Source organism: Hymenobacter sp. DG25B (assembly GCF_000801315.1).
Taxonomy (GTDB): Bacteria; Bacteroidota; Bacteroidia; order Cytophagales; family Hymenobacteraceae; genus Hymenobacter.
In genome coordinates, this window is record NZ_CP010054.1 from 783,175 (window position 1) to 800,837 (window position 17,663).

General features: G+C 57.9%; 17 protein-coding genes. 14 read left to right on the forward strand and 3 right to left on the reverse strand.

Features of this window, described 5'->3' with window-relative positions:
* Positions 1 to 49: 49 nt before the first annotated feature.
* Positions 50 to 2,995, reverse strand: a complete 2,946-nt coding sequence (gene porW / locus PK28_RS03375; RefSeq protein WP_044511413.1) for a type IX secretion system periplasmic lipoprotein PorW/SprE — start codon at positions 2,993 to 2,995, stop codon at positions 50 to 52.
* Between the two features lie 219 nt (positions 2,996 to 3,214).
* On the opposite strand from porW, the gene PK28_RS03380 reads away from it, so the two are divergent.
* The 8 genes from PK28_RS03380 to atpG all read left to right on the forward strand — a co-directional run bounded on the left by PK28_RS03380 (position 3,215) and on the right by atpG (position 9,246).
* The gene (locus PK28_RS03380) at positions 3,215 to 3,448 is read left to right on the forward strand and encodes an AtpZ/AtpI family protein (protein WP_197070462.1); all 234 of its coding nucleotides are present in this window, start codon (positions 3,215 to 3,217) and stop codon (positions 3,446 to 3,448) included.
* Between the two features lie 88 nt (positions 3,449 to 3,536).
* Positions 3,537 to 3,944 (forward strand): hypothetical protein, encoded by a 408-nt coding sequence (locus PK28_RS03385; RefSeq protein WP_044511415.1) that lies wholly within the window; start codon positions 3,537 to 3,539, stop codon positions 3,942 to 3,944.
* A 33-nt stretch (positions 3,945 to 3,977) separates the two neighbouring features.
* A complete protein-coding gene (gene atpB, locus PK28_RS03390; RefSeq protein ID WP_044511417.1) occupies positions 3,978 to 5,054 on the forward strand; it encodes a F0F1 ATP synthase subunit A in 1,077 nt (358 codons plus the stop codon).
* 62 nt (positions 5,055 to 5,116) lie between these two features.
* Positions 5,117 to 5,377, forward strand: a complete 261-nt coding sequence (atpE, locus tag PK28_RS03395) for an ATP synthase F0 subunit C (RefSeq protein ID WP_044511419.1) — start codon at positions 5,117 to 5,119, stop codon at positions 5,375 to 5,377.
* 153 nt (positions 5,378 to 5,530) lie between these two features.
* A complete protein-coding gene (locus tag PK28_RS03400) occupies positions 5,531 to 6,022 on the forward strand; it encodes a F0F1 ATP synthase subunit B (RefSeq protein WP_044511420.1) in 492 nt (163 codons plus the stop codon).
* Between the two features lie 107 nt (positions 6,023 to 6,129).
* Positions 6,130 to 6,690, forward strand: coding sequence for an ATP synthase F1 subunit delta (atpH, locus tag PK28_RS03405; protein ID WP_044511433.1), 561 nt, complete (start codon positions 6,130 to 6,132; stop codon positions 6,688 to 6,690).
* 6 nt (positions 6,691 to 6,696) lie between these two features.
* Positions 6,697 to 8,280 carry a F0F1 ATP synthase subunit alpha gene (gene atpA, locus PK28_RS03410; RefSeq protein WP_044511434.1) on the forward strand — a complete coding sequence of 528 codons (1,584 nt, stop codon included), beginning with the start codon at positions 6,697 to 6,699 and terminating at the stop codon, positions 8,278 to 8,280.
* A 75-nt stretch (positions 8,281 to 8,355) separates the two neighbouring features.
* On the forward strand, positions 8,356 to 9,246 hold the full coding sequence (atpG, locus tag PK28_RS03415; RefSeq protein WP_044511435.1) for an ATP synthase F1 subunit gamma: 891 nt from the start codon (positions 8,356 to 8,358) through the stop codon (positions 9,244 to 9,246).
* 197 nt (positions 9,247 to 9,443) lie between these two features.
* Here the strand turns inward: atpG and PK28_RS03420 are convergent, their stop codons facing one another.
* Positions 9,444 to 10,169, reverse strand: coding sequence for an HAD family hydrolase (locus PK28_RS03420; protein ID WP_048825529.1), 726 nt, complete (start codon positions 10,167 to 10,169; stop codon positions 9,444 to 9,446).
* A 158-nt stretch (positions 10,170 to 10,327) separates the two neighbouring features.
* Here PK28_RS03420 and pafA point away from each other — a divergent pair, with 158 nt between their 5' ends.
* The 4 genes from pafA (at position 10,328) to PK28_RS03440 (ending at position 14,508) form a co-directional block, all read left to right on the forward strand.
* The gene (pafA, locus tag PK28_RS03425; RefSeq protein ID WP_044511436.1) at positions 10,328 to 12,046 is read left to right on the forward strand and encodes an alkaline phosphatase PafA; all 1,719 of its coding nucleotides are present in this window, start codon (positions 10,328 to 10,330) and stop codon (positions 12,044 to 12,046) included.
* Positions 12,047 to 12,158: 112 nt separating this feature from the next.
* A complete protein-coding gene (locus PK28_RS03430) occupies positions 12,159 to 12,728 on the forward strand; it encodes an inorganic diphosphatase (protein WP_044511437.1) in 570 nt (189 codons plus the stop codon).
* 121 nt (positions 12,729 to 12,849) lie between these two features.
* Positions 12,850 to 13,533, forward strand: coding sequence for a DUF6766 family protein (locus PK28_RS03435; RefSeq protein WP_044511439.1), 684 nt, complete (start codon positions 12,850 to 12,852; stop codon positions 13,531 to 13,533).
* Positions 13,534 to 13,608: 75 nt separating this feature from the next.
* On the forward strand, positions 13,609 to 14,508 hold the full coding sequence (locus PK28_RS03440; protein ID WP_044511441.1) for a UbiA prenyltransferase family protein: 900 nt from the start codon (positions 13,609 to 13,611) through the stop codon (positions 14,506 to 14,508).
* 2 nt (positions 14,509 to 14,510) lie between these two features.
* On the opposite strand, the gene PK28_RS03445 is transcribed toward PK28_RS03440, so the two are convergent.
* Complete coding sequence (locus tag PK28_RS03445) at positions 14,511 to 16,028, reverse strand: bifunctional ADP-dependent NAD(P)H-hydrate dehydratase/NAD(P)H-hydrate epimerase (RefSeq protein ID WP_044511443.1); 1,518 nt, start codon at positions 16,026 to 16,028, stop codon at positions 14,511 to 14,513.
* A 111-nt stretch (positions 16,029 to 16,139) separates the two neighbouring features.
* Here PK28_RS03445 and msrB point away from each other — a divergent pair, with 111 nt between their 5' ends.
* Both msrB and sdaAA read left to right on the forward strand, forming a co-directional pair.
* Positions 16,140 to 16,601, forward strand: a complete 462-nt coding sequence (gene msrB / locus PK28_RS03450; RefSeq protein WP_044511445.1) for a peptide-methionine (R)-S-oxide reductase MsrB — start codon at positions 16,140 to 16,142, stop codon at positions 16,599 to 16,601.
* 155 nt (positions 16,602 to 16,756) lie between these two features.
* A complete protein-coding gene (gene sdaAA, locus PK28_RS03455; RefSeq protein WP_044516157.1) occupies positions 16,757 to 17,662 on the forward strand; it encodes an L-serine ammonia-lyase, iron-sulfur-dependent, subunit alpha in 906 nt (301 codons plus the stop codon).
* Position 17,663 lies beyond the last annotated feature (1 nt).

Consider the following 17,663-nt stretch of genomic DNA (forward strand, 5'->3'; position numbering starts at 1 on the left):
AAAATCAAGGGCCGGCAGCACCATCAGGTGCCAGTCCGCTGCCGCAAATTTACGGACGATAAACTTGCTGGTAAAAACGGAGGTACTCTTCCACATCCTTACGCTGGAGCAGCACCGGTATATTCTCAATACCTACTATCAGGGTTTGGTAACCCACGCCCCGCAGGCGGCCCAGCGGGCTCTGGGGGCCGCGCAGTTTCAGCCCGTAGCTCTGGGCCACTTTAGCTCCGGCCAATGGCTGCACCACAATCAGCGACAAAGAATCATTCAGACTCTGGGGCTGCACCTGCAGGTTGCTGGCGCGATAAAAACGGTTGTTATAGGTGCCCAGCTGCCCCGGTAAATCCTTCAGCAAAGGAGAGTTTTTACTCACTACCAGCACTACCGCATGGGCGCCATTGGTGCCGGCCGCATAAGGAGAGGCGGGAACGGGTGGAGGCGCAGTGGCAACCGTAGTCGGGGCAGCAGGCGCATTGCCTGGCGCAGCCGGCGGAACTCCAGCCCGCGTAGCCTTGGCAGAATCAGGCGCGGCAACGGGTTTTGCTGGCGCGGAAGCAGGAGTAGTCAGTGCCTTAGCAGCTGGCGCCGCAGAAGTAGTTGGCGCCGGCGGCGTAGCAGAACCGGGCGCGGCGGTGGGGGCCGTTATGCCCGGCGTAGGGTCATTATTGAAAATCCGCAGCTTGTTGTCTACCTCACCCGGGCGGAAATAAGAAATGGAAGGCTTTTGGGCCGAAGCCAGCGCCCCGGGCAGCTGGCCTTGCTCGTAGCGGGTAAAGGTGGCCAGCAGTTCCTGCGCATCGGGGGCCAGGGGGCTATTGGGGTAGGTTTTCAGGAAGCGCTCTACCTGCGGCTTGGTGGTAGCGGGAGCCTGGGTGCGGAGCGCCAACAGCAAATCCATATAAGCCAGCCGGTCGGTGTAGTCACTTTCCGGATACTTTTTGCGGGTGCGAGCCAGCACGGCGCCGGCCTTTTTAAACTCCTGCTTTTTATAGAAGGTGAAAGCTGAATCCAGCTGTACGCTCACCCCGGCATTGGCCACCGACATGCGGCGCAGATATTCCGGGTCGGCAACCAGCCGGGCGTAGGAAGTGGTGGGGTATTCCTGCCGCAGACGTTGGGCGTAGGTTTCAGCCTTGGTGTCCTGCTTATCACGGTAGAGCAGGTACAGGCCGTAATACACCTCCGGCACGTGGCCGCTGCGCGGGAAGCGGCTCAGAAGGGTTTCGTACGTGGTAATGGCGCGGTCGGGCTCTTTCAGCTGTTGGTTGTAGATGGCGCCTAAAGCAAATAAGGCTTCTTCAATCTGTTTGTTGGAGGCGGCCAACTGATCAGCGGTGGTGGGCACGTTCTTTTGATATTGCGCCACCAATGCCGTAAGCTGCGCGGCCGGATCGGCCGCGGCCGTGTTGACCACCGTGGCATCGGTGCCGGCTATGGATACCGGCACGTTGCCGCCCTGGTTGGTAACCGGAGAGGTATTGGCCTGGCTACTGATGCGCCAGTTATCCTGCAGCTGGCGGTTGCCCCAGCGGCGCACAAACTCAGAGCGGGCCGTGCTCATGGCGGTGGGGTTATCAAAATACCACTGGGCGCCGGTGTTGCTGGCCGTAAAAGCCAGCGGGTCAATATCAGGGTTGCCGCTGCGTACATCACTGATGCCGGTGGCCGTCTGGCGTTGCTCCTGCCGGGCTTGCTGCGCGGCCAACCGCTCTTCGGCCTGGCGGCGCGTGGTTAATTCCGTCTGGGCGTAAGCAGTCAGGCGGGTGCGCAGGGCGGCGGTATCCAGGCGGGCCAGCATTTGCAGGCTGTCCTGGGTGGTCACGATGTTGAGCTGGTTGGCAAATTCCTTCAGAATGCTGGCGCGCTCGGCCAAGGCCGCGTAGTCCTGGGCTTCGCGGGGCAGCATCTGCATGGTGCTGTCGTAGTAAGCCGCCGCCAGCGAGTAGCGCTGCAGATTATCGTAGTAGATGCGCCCGGCCAGCAGATAGGTATAGCCTTTCTGCGCCCGGTTGGGGCCGGCGGCTCTGGCCGATTGCTCCAGCAAGGCTATGGCTTCCGGATAATGCTGCTGGCGGTATTGCAGCCGGGCCATTTCGTAATAAATCTTGTCGCGGTACTCGGTGTTCTTGCCGTCCTTCAGCAGCCGGGCAAAGTATTTATCCAGGCGGGCCTTATCGGTGGTGTTCAGGTCCGAGACCTGGCCCAGCATCAGCTTGGAGAAGAAGTCCAGCTCATAGGGTGGGTTGCGCTTCAGAATCTGGTTGAGCTGGGCGTAGGCCTGCTTATCGTTGCCGGTAGCCTGATAGAGCTGCGCCAGAATGTAGCGCGTGCGGGAGCGTTCATCCTTCGGCTTTATATAAGGTATGGCCTTCTCCAGATTCTCAATGGCCAGGGGCTGATTGTCGGTCAGCAGGTAATACTGGGCCCGCGTCAGGAACAGCTCCCGGGCATTCACCTCCGTACCTTTCTCTTTGTCCAGAATATCGGATACGGCCGCGGCGCTTTCGTATTCCTTAGTAGCCAGGAAAGTGCGCATCAGCCAGATCAGGGCCTCGTGGCGGGCGTTGGGGTCTTTGCTGGTGGTATTAACGTACTTAAACGTCTTGGCGGCGTCTTCAAACTCCCGCTTGTAGTAGCGGGCCTTGCCAATGAGGATGTAGCTGTCGTCGGTCCAGTCGCTGGCCGCGTGGTGCTGAATGGGGATGGATGCTTTCTTGATGATATCCTCCATATCCGTGGCCAGCTGGGTGGCCGTCACGGAATCTACTACCGGCAGCAGCGGCAGAATGCGGTTATAGTCGTTGTTGCGGGACTTGTAGAGGCTGGCCTCCGTGGCGCGGAGCTTCTCGCGGCCCAGAAAGTAGGCGTTGTCGCGGGCGGCTATATTCTGATAGGTGCGCCCTACCACCGAGGTACGCTCGCCGGAGGAGCAAGCCTGCAGGCAGGCCAGCAGCAGAGCCAGTGCCAGCGGGGCAGAGAAAAGACGTAGAGGCAAATAATTTGTCAAAACGGCGGGATAGGCAGTAGGCAAAAGAAAAACGCATTCCGGCGGCCGATTCGTTCGGCAGCGCGCGGGAGGTATCTTGCACAACGCAGCACTTCGGGTAAAATTACGGGAAATTCCCGGCCACGGCTGTTTGTTCTGCTCCGTATAAGAGAGGAGCCCATTCAGCAGCTCATAAAACCATTTTCTCACCTTCTACTTCCTTATAATATGGCCGAGCAGTTGCCCCCTGAGCCTCCCAAGCCCGCATCGGATAAAATGCGCACCGTAGGCAAGTATTCCGGGCTGGGTATTCAAATGCTGGCCACCATTGGCCTGAGCACCTGGCTGGGCGTGTGGCTGGATGGCCGCTTCGGGAGCGGACCCTGGGGTACGGTGGGGCTCACCCTGCTGGGCGTGTTTCTGGCTATGTATCAGGTTATCCGTTCCGTGTCGGAGAAATAGGGGAGAAGTGGAGTTGTTATAAGCGGGCGGTACCAGACTGTGGCGTTACGTGCTACCTTTGCGCCTCACTTGTGAACACCACCCCGCTTTGCTTCGATTTTTCCGCAACCTTCTGCTGCTGATTCTGCTGCTTTATGGCACGGCTTATTTGCTGAATGCCCGCTACGGCACGCAGGTTATTCACCCGTTGGCCGGCTACATTCTGGGCTATTTTGCGGTGCTCACGGCTATTATCTATTGGGTAACGGCCCGGTTGGTAAAAGCCAGCCCCGATAATTTTATGTCGGCCTATTTTGGCTCCATGGTGCTGCGCATGCTGCTATCCATGGGCCTGGTGCTGGTGTATCTATATAAAGGAGGCGCACACGAGGGTATGGGTACGTATACCTTCCTGGGCGCCTTCTTTATTGGGTATTTTCTCTTTACGGGGTTTGAAGTCTGGAGCGTTCTGACTAACTTGCGCCCGTTTTCAAAACCGGGGGAGCCCACCGTTTAAGTACCTCCCGAATCCCACCCTAAGGTCTTCTGAATGAAGCGCTTACTGATAGCCCTCTTCTGCATTCTTACGCTTCCTGTTTTTGCCCAAGAGCAAACGGCTTCCGTCCACGAGGCTACCAAAGAAGAAGGCTTCAATGCCGGCGAGATGATTCTTCATCACGTAGGCGACTCGCACGAGTGGCATTTCTTTGGGGAAGCAAACGAAGGTGCCCACTTCACCTTGCCGCTGCCCGTTATTGCTTACCGCGCGGGCCACGGCCTGTCGGTTTTCTCCTCGCATCACCTGTACCCCGAGGGTACCGTGCACGATGGTCTGAAGCTGGAGCATGAGCAGCTGGAGTCCGCAGACGGCACCGAGGTGCACGACTTCTCCATCACCAAGAACGTAGCTTCCATGCTGCTGAGCGTGGCCCTGCTGCTGTTCGTGTTCTTCTCCGTGGCCGCAGGCTACCGCAAGAACCACGGCCAGGCCCCCCGCGGCATCCAGTCGTTCTTTGAGCCCGTTATTGTATTTGTGCGCGACGAGGTAGCCAAGAAGGCCATTGGCCCGAAGTACGAGAAGTATCTACCTTACCTGCTGACTATCTTCTTCTTCATCTGGTTCAACAACCTGATGGGTTTGCTGCCCGGTGCTGCCAACCTGACCGGCAATCTGGCCGTTACCTTCCTGTTTGCCTTTATTACGCTGCTCATCACCACGTTCAGCTCTAATAAATACTACTGGTCGCACATTTTCTGGACGCCCGGTGTTCCGCTGTGGCTGCGCCCCATCATGATTCCGGTGGAACTGATTGGCGTAATCTCGAAGCCCTTCTCCCTGATGGTTCGACTGTTTGCCAATATCACGGCCGGTCACATCATCATTCTGAGCTTCATTTCCCTGATTTTTATCTTCAATACTATTGGCATTGCGCCGCTATCCATTGCCTTCGGCCTGTTTATTAATGTGCTGGAGCTGCTGGTAGCCATTCTGCAGGCCTACATCTTCACCCTGCTAACGGCCATGTACATCGGTGGCGCCGTGGAAGAACACCACGACCACGATTACGGCATTGGCGGTGATGATGCCGATGCGCCACTGCACGTAAGCGGTAGCCACGGTCACTAAGCACCAAATTCCCCCTTATTTTTCTTTGTTTTTTCTCACACATTCCTCAAAATCTTTGTCTTATGCTGCTCTCTCTGTTGCTGCAGGTTGTTAATGCTGTTGGTCTGGCTGTAATGGGTGCCGGTATCGGTGCCGGTCTGGCTATTCTGGGTGCTGGTCTGGGTATCGGCCGCATCGGTGGCTCGGCTATGGAAGCCATCGGCCGTCAGCCGGAAGCCTCCGGCAAAATCCAGACTGCTATGCTGATCGTAGCCGCTCTGGTAGAAGGTGCTGCTCTGTTCGCAGTAGTAGTTTGCCTGCTGATTGCCCTGAAGCTTCAGTAGAGAACCTGCAAAACCCGATACACCGGCCGGGCTAGTTTCTAGTCCGGCCGGTTCGTCGGGTTTGCGTTTTCTTTGGGTTGTGGCGGCCGGATTCTCCGGTAATTCAACCCCTGGAGTTCACGGCCGATTATTCACCGATTTAGCTGAGCATCCATGCTTACCAACCCTAGTATTGGCCTGCTGTTCTGGCAGCTGGTCATCTTCCTGATCCTTCTCTTCCTGCTCACCAAATTCGCTTGGAAGCCTATCCTCAGCTCGCTGAAGGAGCGGGAAAACTCCATCGAAGGTGCTCTGCGCATGGCCGACCAGGCCAAGCTGGAAATGCAGCTGCTGAAAGCCGGCAACGAAAAGCTGCTGGCTGAAGCGCGCCTGGAGCGCGACAACATTCTGAAGGAGGCATCAGCTATTGCTACCCAGCAAATTGAAGATGCCAAAAACAAGGCTTCGGAAGAAGGCCAGCGCCTGATTTCGCAAGCCCGCGAAGCCATCCAGAATGAGAAGAATGCTGCTCTGGCCGAAGTGAAAAACACGGCTGCGCAACTGTCCATTGATATTGCGGAGCGCATTCTGCGCCGCGAGCTGACGGATGCCTCGGCACAAACTCAGCTGGTGGATTCGTACCTGAAGGAAGTAAAATTGAATTAGTCTGTTGGGGGTTGTTGGTTTTCAGTTGTCAGTTGCCCGGGTAGTACAGCCGGGCATCAACAGCTAAAAACTGGCAACTGACAACTATCAACTGACAACTGAAATCAATGTCTGAACAACGAGTTGCCTCCCGTTACGCTAAGTCGCTGCTAGATCTGGCAGAGGAGCGTGGGACGCTGGCCCAGGTGAAAGAGGACATGGATCTGTTCAGCAAAACGCTGGAGGAGAACCGTGACCTGCGCCTGTTGCTGCGTAACCCCATCGTCAAGCACGACAAGAAGCTCGCTATTCTGCGGGCCATATTTGGGGGCAAGGTGTCGGAACTGACTGAGAAGTTCCTCACCATCGTTACCCAGAAAAACCGCGAAAGCGCACTGGAATTTATTGGCTCCGAGTTTCGCAGCCAGTACAATCTGCTGCGTGGTGTGCAGGTAGCCGAGGTGATTACGGCCACCCCGCTCACGCCCGCGCTGCGCGCGGAAGTGGAACAGCTGGTTCGCCAGCAAGCCGGCCTCCAGCAGGTCGAACTCACCGAGAAAATCGATGCCTCGCTCATTGGCGGCTTTGTGCTGCGCGTGGGCGACCGGCAGATCGACGACTCGGTACGTCACCGCCTGCGCAAGCTGCGCAGCGAATTCTCTAAGAACCCCTACCAACCCCAACTATAACCCACCATGGCAGAAGTACGTCCGGATGAAGTATCCGCCATTCTGCGGGAGCAGCTGTCCAACTTCAAAACCGAAGCCGAACTCGAAGAGGTTGGTACGGTACTGCAGGTTGGCGACGGTGTAGCCCGCATCTACGGCCTGGGCAAAGCCCAGTCGGGGGAATTGCTCGAGTTTGAAAACGGCCTGCAGGCCCTGGTTCTCAACCTGGAAGAAGACAACGTAGGTGCCGTAATGCTCGGCGACTACAGCGAAATCCGGGAAGGAGCTACGGTGCGCCGCACCAATAAAATTGCCTCTATTCAGGTAGGCGAAGGTATCGTAGGCCGCGTGGTAAACACGCTGGGTCTGCCTATCGACGGCCGCGGCCCCATCCAGGGCCAGACCTACGATATGCCTCTGGAGCGTAAAGCGCCGGGCGTTATCTTCCGTCAGCCGGTAAACGAGCCCATGCAGACGGGTATCAAGGCTATTGACGCCATGATTCCGATTGGCCGTGGCCAGCGCGAGCTGATCATCGGTGACCGTCAGACGGGTAAGTCGACGGTAGCCCTGGATACCATCCTGAACCAGCGTGAGTTTTACGACCGCGGCGAGCCGGTATTCTGCATCTACGTTGCCGTAGGTCAGAAAGCCTCTACGGTTGCCCAAATCGTAAACTCGCTGCAGCGCGGCGGCGCCATGGATTACACCGTGGTGGTTTCGGCCTCGGCGGCTGATCCGGCTCCTATGCAGTTCTTCGCGCCCTTCACGGGTGCCGCCATTGGCGAGTACTTCCGCGACACGGGCCGTCCGGCACTGGTAGTGTACGATGACTTGTCGAAGCAGGCAGTTGCTTACCGTGAGGTGTCGCTGCTGCTGCGTCGTCCTCCCGGACGTGAAGCTTATCCCGGCGACGTATTCTATCTGCACAGCCGCCTGTTGGAGCGCGCCGCGAAGATCAACGCTTCGGACGAAATTGCCCGCAGCATGAACGACCTGCCCGACAGCATCAAGCACCTCGTAAAAGGTGGTGGTTCGCTGACGGCTCTGCCCATCATTGAGACGCAGGCTGGTGACGTATCGGCGTATATCCCCACGAACGTAATTTCGATTACGGACGGTCAGATCTTCCTCGAAACCAACCTGTTCAATGCCGGTATCCGCCCGGCCATCAACGTAGGTATCTCGGTATCCCGCGTAGGTGGTAACGCCCAGATCAAGTCGATGAAGAAGGTGGCCGGTACGCTGAAGCTGGACCAGGCGCAGTTCCGCGAGCTGGAAGCCTTCGCCAAGTTCGGCTCCGACCTCGATGCCTCGACCAAGCTCACTATTGAGCGTGGCCGTCGTAACCTCGAAATCCTGAAGCAGCCCCAGTTCTCGCCCCAGCGGGTAGAAGATCAGGTGGCCGTTATCTACGCCGCTACCAACGGCCTGCTTGACCAAGTACCAGTAAACAAGGTGCGGGAGTTCGAGAAGGAGTTTGTGCAGGTGATGACCTCGCGCCACCCAGAGGCTCTACAAGGGCTGAAGGCTGGTAAGCTGGACGATTCCATCACCGGTGCTATCCGTCAGGTTGCCAAAGACCTGTCGGCGGTATACGCTAATAAGTAATTGGTTGATTGCTACCTGCGGCTGGTTGAATATTTCATCAGCTGCAGGTAGCAACTAACAATCAACACGCAATCAATGGCTAGCTTAAAAGAAGTCCGTAACCGAATTCAGTCGGTGAGCAGCACGCAGCAAATCACCAAAGCCATGAAAATGGTAGCGGCGGCTAAGCTGCGTCGCGCGCAGGACAACATCCTGCGCATGCGCCCTTACGCCCAGCGGCTGAACAGCATTCTGAGCAACCTCACGGGGCTGGCCGGCGGCGAAATTGTAAGCGAGTATGCAGTGCAGCGTGAGGTGCGCCGCGTGCTGGTTATTGCGGTTACCTCTGACCGAGGCCTGGCGGGTGCGTTCAACAGCAACATCTTCAAGGGTGTGAATGCCCTGGTACAGGAGCGTTACGCGGCACAAGCGGCTGCTGGCAACATTACTGTTCTGGCCATCGGTAAGAAGGCTCACGATTACTTCGGGAAGCGTGGCCCGCTGCTGGGTGACTATAACCACGTATTCACCAAGCTGTCCTTCGACACGGTGCGCGTGGCCGCTGAGCAGGCTATGGAAGGTTTCCGCATGGGTCAGTTCGATGAGGTGGTGATGGTTTATAACGAGTTCAAGAACGTAGCTACGCAAATTGTACGCACGCAGCAGCTGTTGCCGCTGGTGCCCGCCGAGCTGCCCCAGGGCGCTACGGACACGATGAACGTGGATTACATCTTTGAGCCTTCGAAAGAAGAAATCATCCAGACGCTGATTCCCCAGTCGTTGAAAGTGCAGCTGTACAAGGCCGTACTGGAAAGCAACGCCTCGGAGCATGGCGCCCGCATGACGGCCATGGACAAAGCCACCGACAACGCCGGTGAACTGCTGAAGCAACTCAAGCTGACGTACAACCGCACGCGTCAGGCGGCCATCACCACCGAGATTCTCGAAATCGTGGGTGGTGCCGAAGCGCTGGCCGCCAGCCGGTAAGGTTCTACTTTTTACGAATTTAAAAAAGCCCGTTTCCTGCTGGAAACGGGCTTTTTTCTTGTAGCGCGAAGCTCCGGCTTCGCGGACGAGCGCAGCGAGTAGCAGGCGTTTGCACTACGCGTAGGAACTCGCGTTGCTCGTCCGCGAAGCTGGAGCTTCGCGCTACTTTTTCGCACCTGTTCGCGCTAATCTTTGTGCTATAGTTTCATGTACTGCCGCTTGGCCAGCTGCGCGTCGGGTTTGGGCGCATCATGTTGCTTGGTCAGGAGTTGAAGAACCTGGGCGGGGGTTATTTCAGTGAAGTCCTTGATAACCGTGAGTGGGGCTTGAAACTCAGTCGGCTTCAGGGTGGTGGATACGCCGATACAGCGCATGCCGGCTTTGTAGGCGGCCTGCTCGCCCAGCATAGCATCTTCAAACACAATGCAGCGCTCTGGCGGAATGCCCAGCTTACGAGCCGTTACGGTATAGGTATCGGCGTGAGGCTTGCCGTGGTCTACATCATCTTTCCCGATGACGGCATCAAAAAAGCGGCGCAGGTCCAGGTAATCGATGATATAGCGGATGGTTTCTGTGCCGGAGCCTGTACCCAGGCCTATTTTGAAGCCGGCGGCGCGCGCCTTTTCCAGAAAGGAGACCAGGCCCGGCAGGGGTTTGCGTTTGTTCCAGTACAAAGTGCGGTACAGGAACTCACGTTGCGAGGCATATTCTTCCAGCTGCTTTTTGGGCACCGGATTGGTGAAGACAGTGGAAAGAATTTTACTGGCGGGCATGCCGTTCAGGCGGCGCAGCAGGCGGCTGGCGTTAGTCGTTAGCCCCAGGTCCCGGAATAAAAGCTGAAAGGCGCGGGCCTGCGTAGGCGTATTGTCAATCAGTACGCCATCCATATCAAAGATGAGGGCGTAGGAAGAGAAATCAGGCATGAAGAAATCAACTGAGGTAACAAAGAAATAACCGCTAGTGCCTACGCAAGCCCGCCCGATTTAGCTGTCAGCAACGGAACTCCACCGAGGAGAGTTATCTTTGCAGCCGCTTTAGGGAGTTTCCTGAAAGCTGATGACGTGCTTAATTGTCTTTCGATTTGAAAAAGAGCCTGTTGTGGCTGGCGGTGGCCCTGGTGTCGTTGCCCGCAGTTGCCCAGAAGAAAAGCAAGACGCAGACGCTGGAGCGCCCCAAGCTGATGGTGGGTATTGTGGTAGATCAAATGCGCTACGACTACCTGTACCGCTACTGGAACAAGTATGGCAGTGGCGGCTTCAAGCGCCTGCTGGGGCAGGGCTTCAGCTACGAAAACACACACTATAACTACGTGCCCACCTACACCGGGCCGGGTCACGCCAGCATTTACACGGGCACTACGCCCTCCGTGCACGGTATTGTGGGCAACAACTGGTATGTGCGGGAAGAAGGCCGCGGCACGTACGTAACGGAAGATAAATCGGTGAAGGCGGTGGGCGGCTCCGCAGCCGCCGGGCAGCAGTCGCCGCACTACATGCTTACCAGCACCATTACCGATGAGCTGCGCCTGGCTACCAATTTTCAGAGCAAAGTCATTGGGGTGTGTATTAAGGACCGGGGCTCCATTCTGCCCGCCGGCCACGCGGCCAATGCGGCCTACTGGTACGATGGCACGAATGGGGCTTTTATCAGCAGCTCCTACTACCAGAACACGCTGCCCGGCTGGGTGGCCAACTTCAATAGCCAGCAGAAAGCCGCCCAGTACCTGAGCAAGCCCTGGGAAACGCTGCTGCCCATTGCCCAATACACGGAAAGCTCTGCCGATGATGTGCCGTGGGAATCGGCGTTTAAGGGTGAAGCCAGACCGGTTTTTCCGCATGATTTACCCCAACTCAGCGCCGGCGCCCCGCCCGCGGTGAAAGACGCCCTCAAGGCGGAAGGGGAGAAAGCCCCGTTGGCCACGTCCCGGAATCTGGACCTGATTCGCTCTACGCCCTTCGGCAATTCCCTGACGCTGGATTTCGCGCTGGAAGCCCTGCGCAACGAGCAGCTGGGTCAGCGTGACGTAACCGATTTTCTGGCGCTGAGCTTTTCCAGCACGGACTACCTGGGGCATCAGTTTGGCCCCAACTCCATTGAGGTAGAAGATACCTACCTGCGCCTCGACCAGGACCTGGAGCGCCTGCTGCGCTACCTGGATGATAATGTGGGCAAAGGCCAGGTGCTGGTGTTCCTCTCTGCCGACCACGGCGGGGCGCACGCCCCCGATTTCCTACTGGACAAAGGCATTCCGGCCGGCAACGTGGGCTCGGCGCTGATGCGCGACTCTCTGCAGCGCGAGCTGGTGCGCCGGCACGGGGCCGGCAAATGGGTGCTGAGCTTCGAAAATCAGCAGGTGTACCTGAACCGGCCGCTGGTGGCGCAAAAGAAGCTGGACCTGAATCAGATGCAGCGCGAAGTGGCTGAAGTGATGCTGGACATGACCGGCGTAGCACGCACCTATACCGCGCCTGACTTTCAGCAGTCGCACTTTGAGAGTGGGCTGCCTATGTACCTGGAAAACGGCTTTTTCCCCAAGCGCAGCGGTGATGTTTCGGTGGTATTAGCGCCGGGCTGGCTGGAATCGTATACCTACCCCATCAACAAAGGCGCTACGCACGGCTCCTCCGGCAACTACGATACGCACGTGCCGCTACTTTTCTGGGGCTGGCACGTAAAGCACGGCGAGTCTAACTCGGCCGCACGTATCATCGACATTGCGCCCACGGTGGCGCGCTGGCTGCACATTCAGGAGCCCAACGGCTGCACCGGAGAACCGCTGCAGGAAGTACTGGGCCGATAAAACAGGAACAGGCTGGCGGCGGTTGTCAGGCCGCCTACTTTCAGGAAGTAATAACATAGTTTCTTTTTCATACAGCTGCCCCCACTGCGCGGGCGGCTAACTGCACTCCAAAATGACGCATTTTAATCCCTGGCATGACGTAGCCCTCGGTGATAACGCCCCGCAAGTAGTGAATGGCATTATTGAAATTCCGAAAGGCTCGAAAGGCAAATACGAGCTGGACAAAGAAAGCGGCCTGCTGAAGCTGGACCGGGTTCTGTTTTCCGCCGTGCATTATCCGGCCGCATACGGTTTTATTCCCCGCACCTACTGCGACGATAAAGACCCCTTGGACATTCTGGTGCTGTGCTCGGTAGATATTGTACCCATGTGCCTGGTAGACGCCAAGGTAATTGGGGTGATGCAGATGATTGACGGCGACGAGGAAGACGACAAAATTATTGCCGTGGCCGCTAACGATGTATCGGTAAACCACTACAACGATATTGCCGACCTGCCCCCGCACACCCTGCTGGAAATGCAGCGTTTTTTTGAGGACTACAAAGCCCTGGAGCACAAGCATGTGAGCGTGGAGCGCTTTATGGGCCGCGAAGACGCGTACCACATCGTGGAGAAGAGCATTCAGCTCTACAACGAAACCTTTGGTACCAAGCACGCCGCGCAGGCCGCCGCTGCGCAGTAACTACCGCAGCGCGGAGCTATCCGAGCGCCCCTGTCAGAGCTTTTATAGCCGGCAGGGGCGCTTTGCTTTTGGACCAACCAAAGAGTATTTACATTTTTGGGGAGTTTGCGTATCAGCCTCTATGCCCAAAAAACCCGCTAGGTCGCCGTTTCTGCGTTTCCTCTATGAGAACAGCCTGCTGTTGGTAGGCACCGCCCTGGTGCTGGGCACCCTGGCCGGGCAGTGCTATACCGGCTGGCAGGATTACAACGATGAGCTAGAGCAAATGAAGCTGCCCCAACTAGCTTTACAGCAATACCTTGGCTCGGGTCATTTTCTGGAAGCCACCTTCGAAAACTGGGAAAGCGAGTTTCTGCAAATGGCCCTGTACGTGCTGCTCACGGTGGGGCTGCGGCAAAAAGGCTCGTCAGAGTCCAAGAAGCTATACGAGAAAGAAGAAGTAGACCGGAAGCCGGATCCTAACCGCAAGGGCGCCCCGGCTCCGGTACGTTGGGGCGGCATCTGGCTGCTGCTATTCAAAAATTCCCTCAGCATTGCCTTCACCCTGCTGTTTTTTGCCAGCCTGTTTCTGCATGCCAAAGGCGGCGCCGAGGTGTACAATGTAGAGCAGCTGCAGCAACACAAGCCGTTGGTAAGCACCTGGGAGTATATGAGCACCACCCGCTTTTGGTTTGAGTCGCTGCAGAACTGGCAGAGCGAGTTCCTGTCTATTGTTTCTATTGTGGGACTGTCCATTTTCCTGCGGCAGCAAGGCTCCCCGGAGTCGAAGCCGGTGGATGCCCCCAACGACGAAACCGGCGAGTAGCCGCCGGAAAGCAGCCGAGCGTCGTATCTTTGCCGGGCACTCCTCCGGTGCTATCCAACCGCTGCTTTCTCCGCTATGCGCCCTTCCTCTCATACTGCCCCGGCTGGCATAGCGGCGCAACTTATAAGCTTGCTGCGAGGGCTGCTGGATGCCATTCTATACAGTAGCTTGTTGGTAGCTGCCGCGGCCACCGGCCTCACGGCCGCTACCTTCCTGTTCTGGCAGCAGCTCATGCCCCCCCGGCTGGCCCTGCTCATCTTCGCAGCCACGCTGTTCCTGTATAACCTCGACAGCATTCTGCCTTACAAATACACGCAGCCGGCATTGCTCTCCCAGCGCAAGCGCTGGATGCTACGCCACCGCCGCGCCCTGCTGGGAGTGGCGGTAGTAAGCCTGGCCATAGCGGGCTGGGTTTTTCTGTTTGATGGGTGGCTGCACCTAACGCCGTTTCTGGGTCACCTGGCGGTTATTTCGGTGCTGTACTCGTTGCCAGTGCTGGGCCGCCGGGGCCAGCGCCGCAGCCTGCGCGACGTACCCCTGCTGAAGGGCTTTCTCATTGCCTATGTATGGTCGGCGGTGACGGTATGGATGCCGGCGCTGCAGCTGCACCAGCCGCTGTTTTCGCCCGTGGTGCTGGTGCTGTTTGCCCGCCGCTTCTTCTTTATTCTGGCCCTCACCTTTGTCTTCGACATTCGGGACTATACCAAAGACCGGCTAAGTGGTACCCAGACCTTTCCCGGGCTGTTTGGCGTGCGGGCCGCCAAGTTTCTGGCGCTGGGGGCGTTGGCGCTGGCTACCGTGCTGATTCCGCCCGGGGCCTCCACCTTACACATATGGGTGCTCACGCTGCCGCTCATCTTAACCGCCGGCATTATCTGGCAGGCCAATGAGGCGCGCTCCGACTATTATTTTGCTTTGCTGGCCGATGGGGTAATGTTGCTCCAGTTCCTGGCCGTGTACTGGGCTGCCCGCTAAGTTTATAAAGTTTTGGGAGGCGTTAGCTCCCGCAGGGCTGGGCCAAGCTGCGCCACCAAATCGGAGGCGGTCAGGCCCATTTCCCCCGTCTGGAGCGCGGCCAGGTCGCCGGCGCGGCCGTGGGCATACACGCCTACCAGGCAGGCATCCAGCGGGGTCAGCCCCTGGGCGCGTAAAGCCGTAAGTACCCCGGTCAGCACGTCGCCGCTGCCGCCGGTAGCCATGCCGGGGTTGCCGGTGCTGTTGAAATACAGCTCGCCGGTGGGCGTGCCGGTGCAGGTATAGGCGCCTTTAAGCACAGTAAAACAGCGGTATTGTTGGCAAAAAGTGCGCAGCAGCTCCAGGCGGTGATAATCGTTTCGAGCCGGTTCCGTCAGGCGCTCAAACTCCTTGGGGTGGGGCGTCAGGATAGAGTCGGGGGGCAATAGATCCAGCAGGGGGCGGTTGGCGGCCATCAGATTCAGCGCATCGGCATCCAGCACCAGTGGGGCTTTGCTGGTGCAGAGCAATTCTTCCAGCAAGGAGCGGGTGTCGTCGTGCTGCCCCACGCCCGGCCCTATTCCAATGGCAGAATAGGGCTTAAGCTCCGGCAGGTCGCAGAGATGATTTGGCTGTGAATCGGTAAGCGCCATAGCCTCGGGCACGGCAGTTTGCAGGATGTTGTAACCAGTGGCTGGGAGACTAACCGTCAGCAACCCCACGCCACTATGCAGGCAAGCCCGGGCCGCCAATACTCCGGCGCCTATTTTACCATAGCTGCCCAGCAGCAGCAGGGCACGGCCATAGGTGCCTTTATGGCTGAAGGTTTGCCGGTGTGGCAAACGGTTCATCAACATTATTTCATCCACAAAGTAGTTATCCACAGGTAAATTGTGGATAACTTCAACTGCTAGCCCAATGGGCAAAACGTGCCATTCCCCCACGTACGGGGCGTTTTGGGGCAGCAGAAAAGCCAGTTTCGGCAAATCAAAGCTAATCGTATGCTTGGCCTGCACCACAGCGCTAACCGAAGGCTGGGGCGCATCCAGTAATAGACCGGAAGGCACATCAACAGCCACAACCGTGACCGCTGCCTGGTTGAGGTGATGGACTAGGGCTGCGGCCGGGTCTTCCAGCGGCCGGGTTAGCCCGGTGCCAAACAAGGCATCTACTACCACCGCTGCTTGGGGAAGTGCAGGCAGCTGTTCCGGGTGAAGCTCCTGGCACGGAACATCAGCGGGTAAGCGCTGACGGTTTAGGGTGAAGTCCGGGGAGTGCTGGCTGGCGGGTAATAGCCAGACCTGTACAGGGTAGCCGGCGTGGTGCAGGAGGCGGGCTGCAGCCAGCCCGTCACCACCATTATTGCCGGGGCCGCAGAAGACGTGAATCTCCCGGGCTGGCGTTTGCAGAGGCAGGCGCTGCATCAGCCACCGGGCCAACGCCGTAGCCGCCCGCTCCATCAGGTCTTCGGAACGAATGCCTTCGGCCTGAATAGTGGCCTGATCGGCCTGGCGGGTTTGGGACGCGGAGAGAAGTTTCATGGCTGATATCTACGTACGGCGGGCAAACAGACAAGTCTGAAAACTTCGGGCTGGTTTTGGGCGTTTGTCTGGTAATTGTTGTTTGTTTTCTGACTGTTAGAAGTACTTGCTATGCAAACCTGGAATGACGTCATCCGGCTGGCCAACCACGGCAGCCCGGCCCCCGATAAGCGCGTAGAAAAAACCGACGAAGAGTGGAAAGCCCTACTCACGCCGGAGCAGTATTACATTACCCGCCAGCACGGCACGGAGCGGGCCTTTGCCGGCGAGTACTGCGAAGCCCACGAAGCCGGCCTTTACGCCTGCGTGTGCTGCGGTACTCCGCTCTACGACTCCCGCACCAAGTTTGAGTCGGGCACTGGCTGGCCCAGCTTTACGCAGCCAGTGAAGGAAAATGCCCTCAAATACAAGAAAGACACCAGCTACGGCATGACGCGCGTGGAAGTGCTCTGCAATACCTGTGATGCCCACCAGGGCCACGTTTTCCCCGACGGCCCCCCGCCCAGTGGCCTGCGCCTGTGCATTAACTCGGCGGCCATTAAGCTGGTGACGGAAGGTGCGCCGGTGCAATAGATAGCCGCGCGCGTACGTACAAAGCCCCTATATGCCGTACAGGCATATAGGGGCTTTTTGTGGGTGAGCGTGCCGGAAATTATGTCGATTTTCGCACCACTACCCTGGGCCCGCTGTTTTTGCACAAGGCCTGTCCCATTCTAAACTCCCCACCCATGTCCTTATTATTCACTGATTTTGCCTCCTGGCAGGCACACTGCGCCGCTACCGGCGAGCCGCTATACCAGCCCGTGCTGACCTACGAAATAGAGCAGAAAGGCCGTACCGAAGAAGAAATATGGGCGGGGCTGCAGCGCGCCTATGACGTGATGCGCGACGCCGTGCATACCGGCCTTACCGGCGACATGACCTCCCGCTCAGGCATGATCAACAACGGCGCGAAGAAAATAGCGGCTTCGCCCATTACGGTGCTGTCTCCGGAGTTCAAAAATCTGGTTATTAGGGCATTGGGGGCCAAGGAAGTGAATTCGTGCATGGGCCGCGTAGTGGCGGCGCCCACCGCCGGTGCTTCCGGCATTTTGCCCGGCGTGCTGGTTACGCTGCAGGACCTGCATAAGCTAGACGACCGAAAGATTCTGGAAGGCCTGCTGGTGTCGGCTGGTATTGCGCTGATTATTGAGCAGAATGCCTCCCTGGCCGGCGCCGTAGGCGGCTGTCAGGCCGAAACCGGCTCGGCAGCGGCTATGGGCAGCGGGGCCATTGTGTATTGCCTGGGCGGCAGCGTAGAGTACACCTTTGCGGCCGTGGCCATTACCATTCAGTGTATGCTGGGCCTGGTTTGCGACCCGGTAGCGGGCCTGGTGGAAGTACCCTGCGTGGTGCGCAACGCCTCGGCCGCGGCCATTGCCTTCAGCTCTGCCCAAATTGCCATAGCCGGTGTAGACCCCGTTATTCCGGTGGACCAGTGCGTGGCGGCGCTGGGCGAGGTGGGCCAGAGCATGGAAACCCGCTACAAGGAAACCGCCCTCGGCGGCCTGGCCAACACCACCCGGGGCCGCGAGATTGAGAAAATGGTGCTGGTGCAGGATGTCAATATTCTACCCGACGAGGATACTGAGTAAG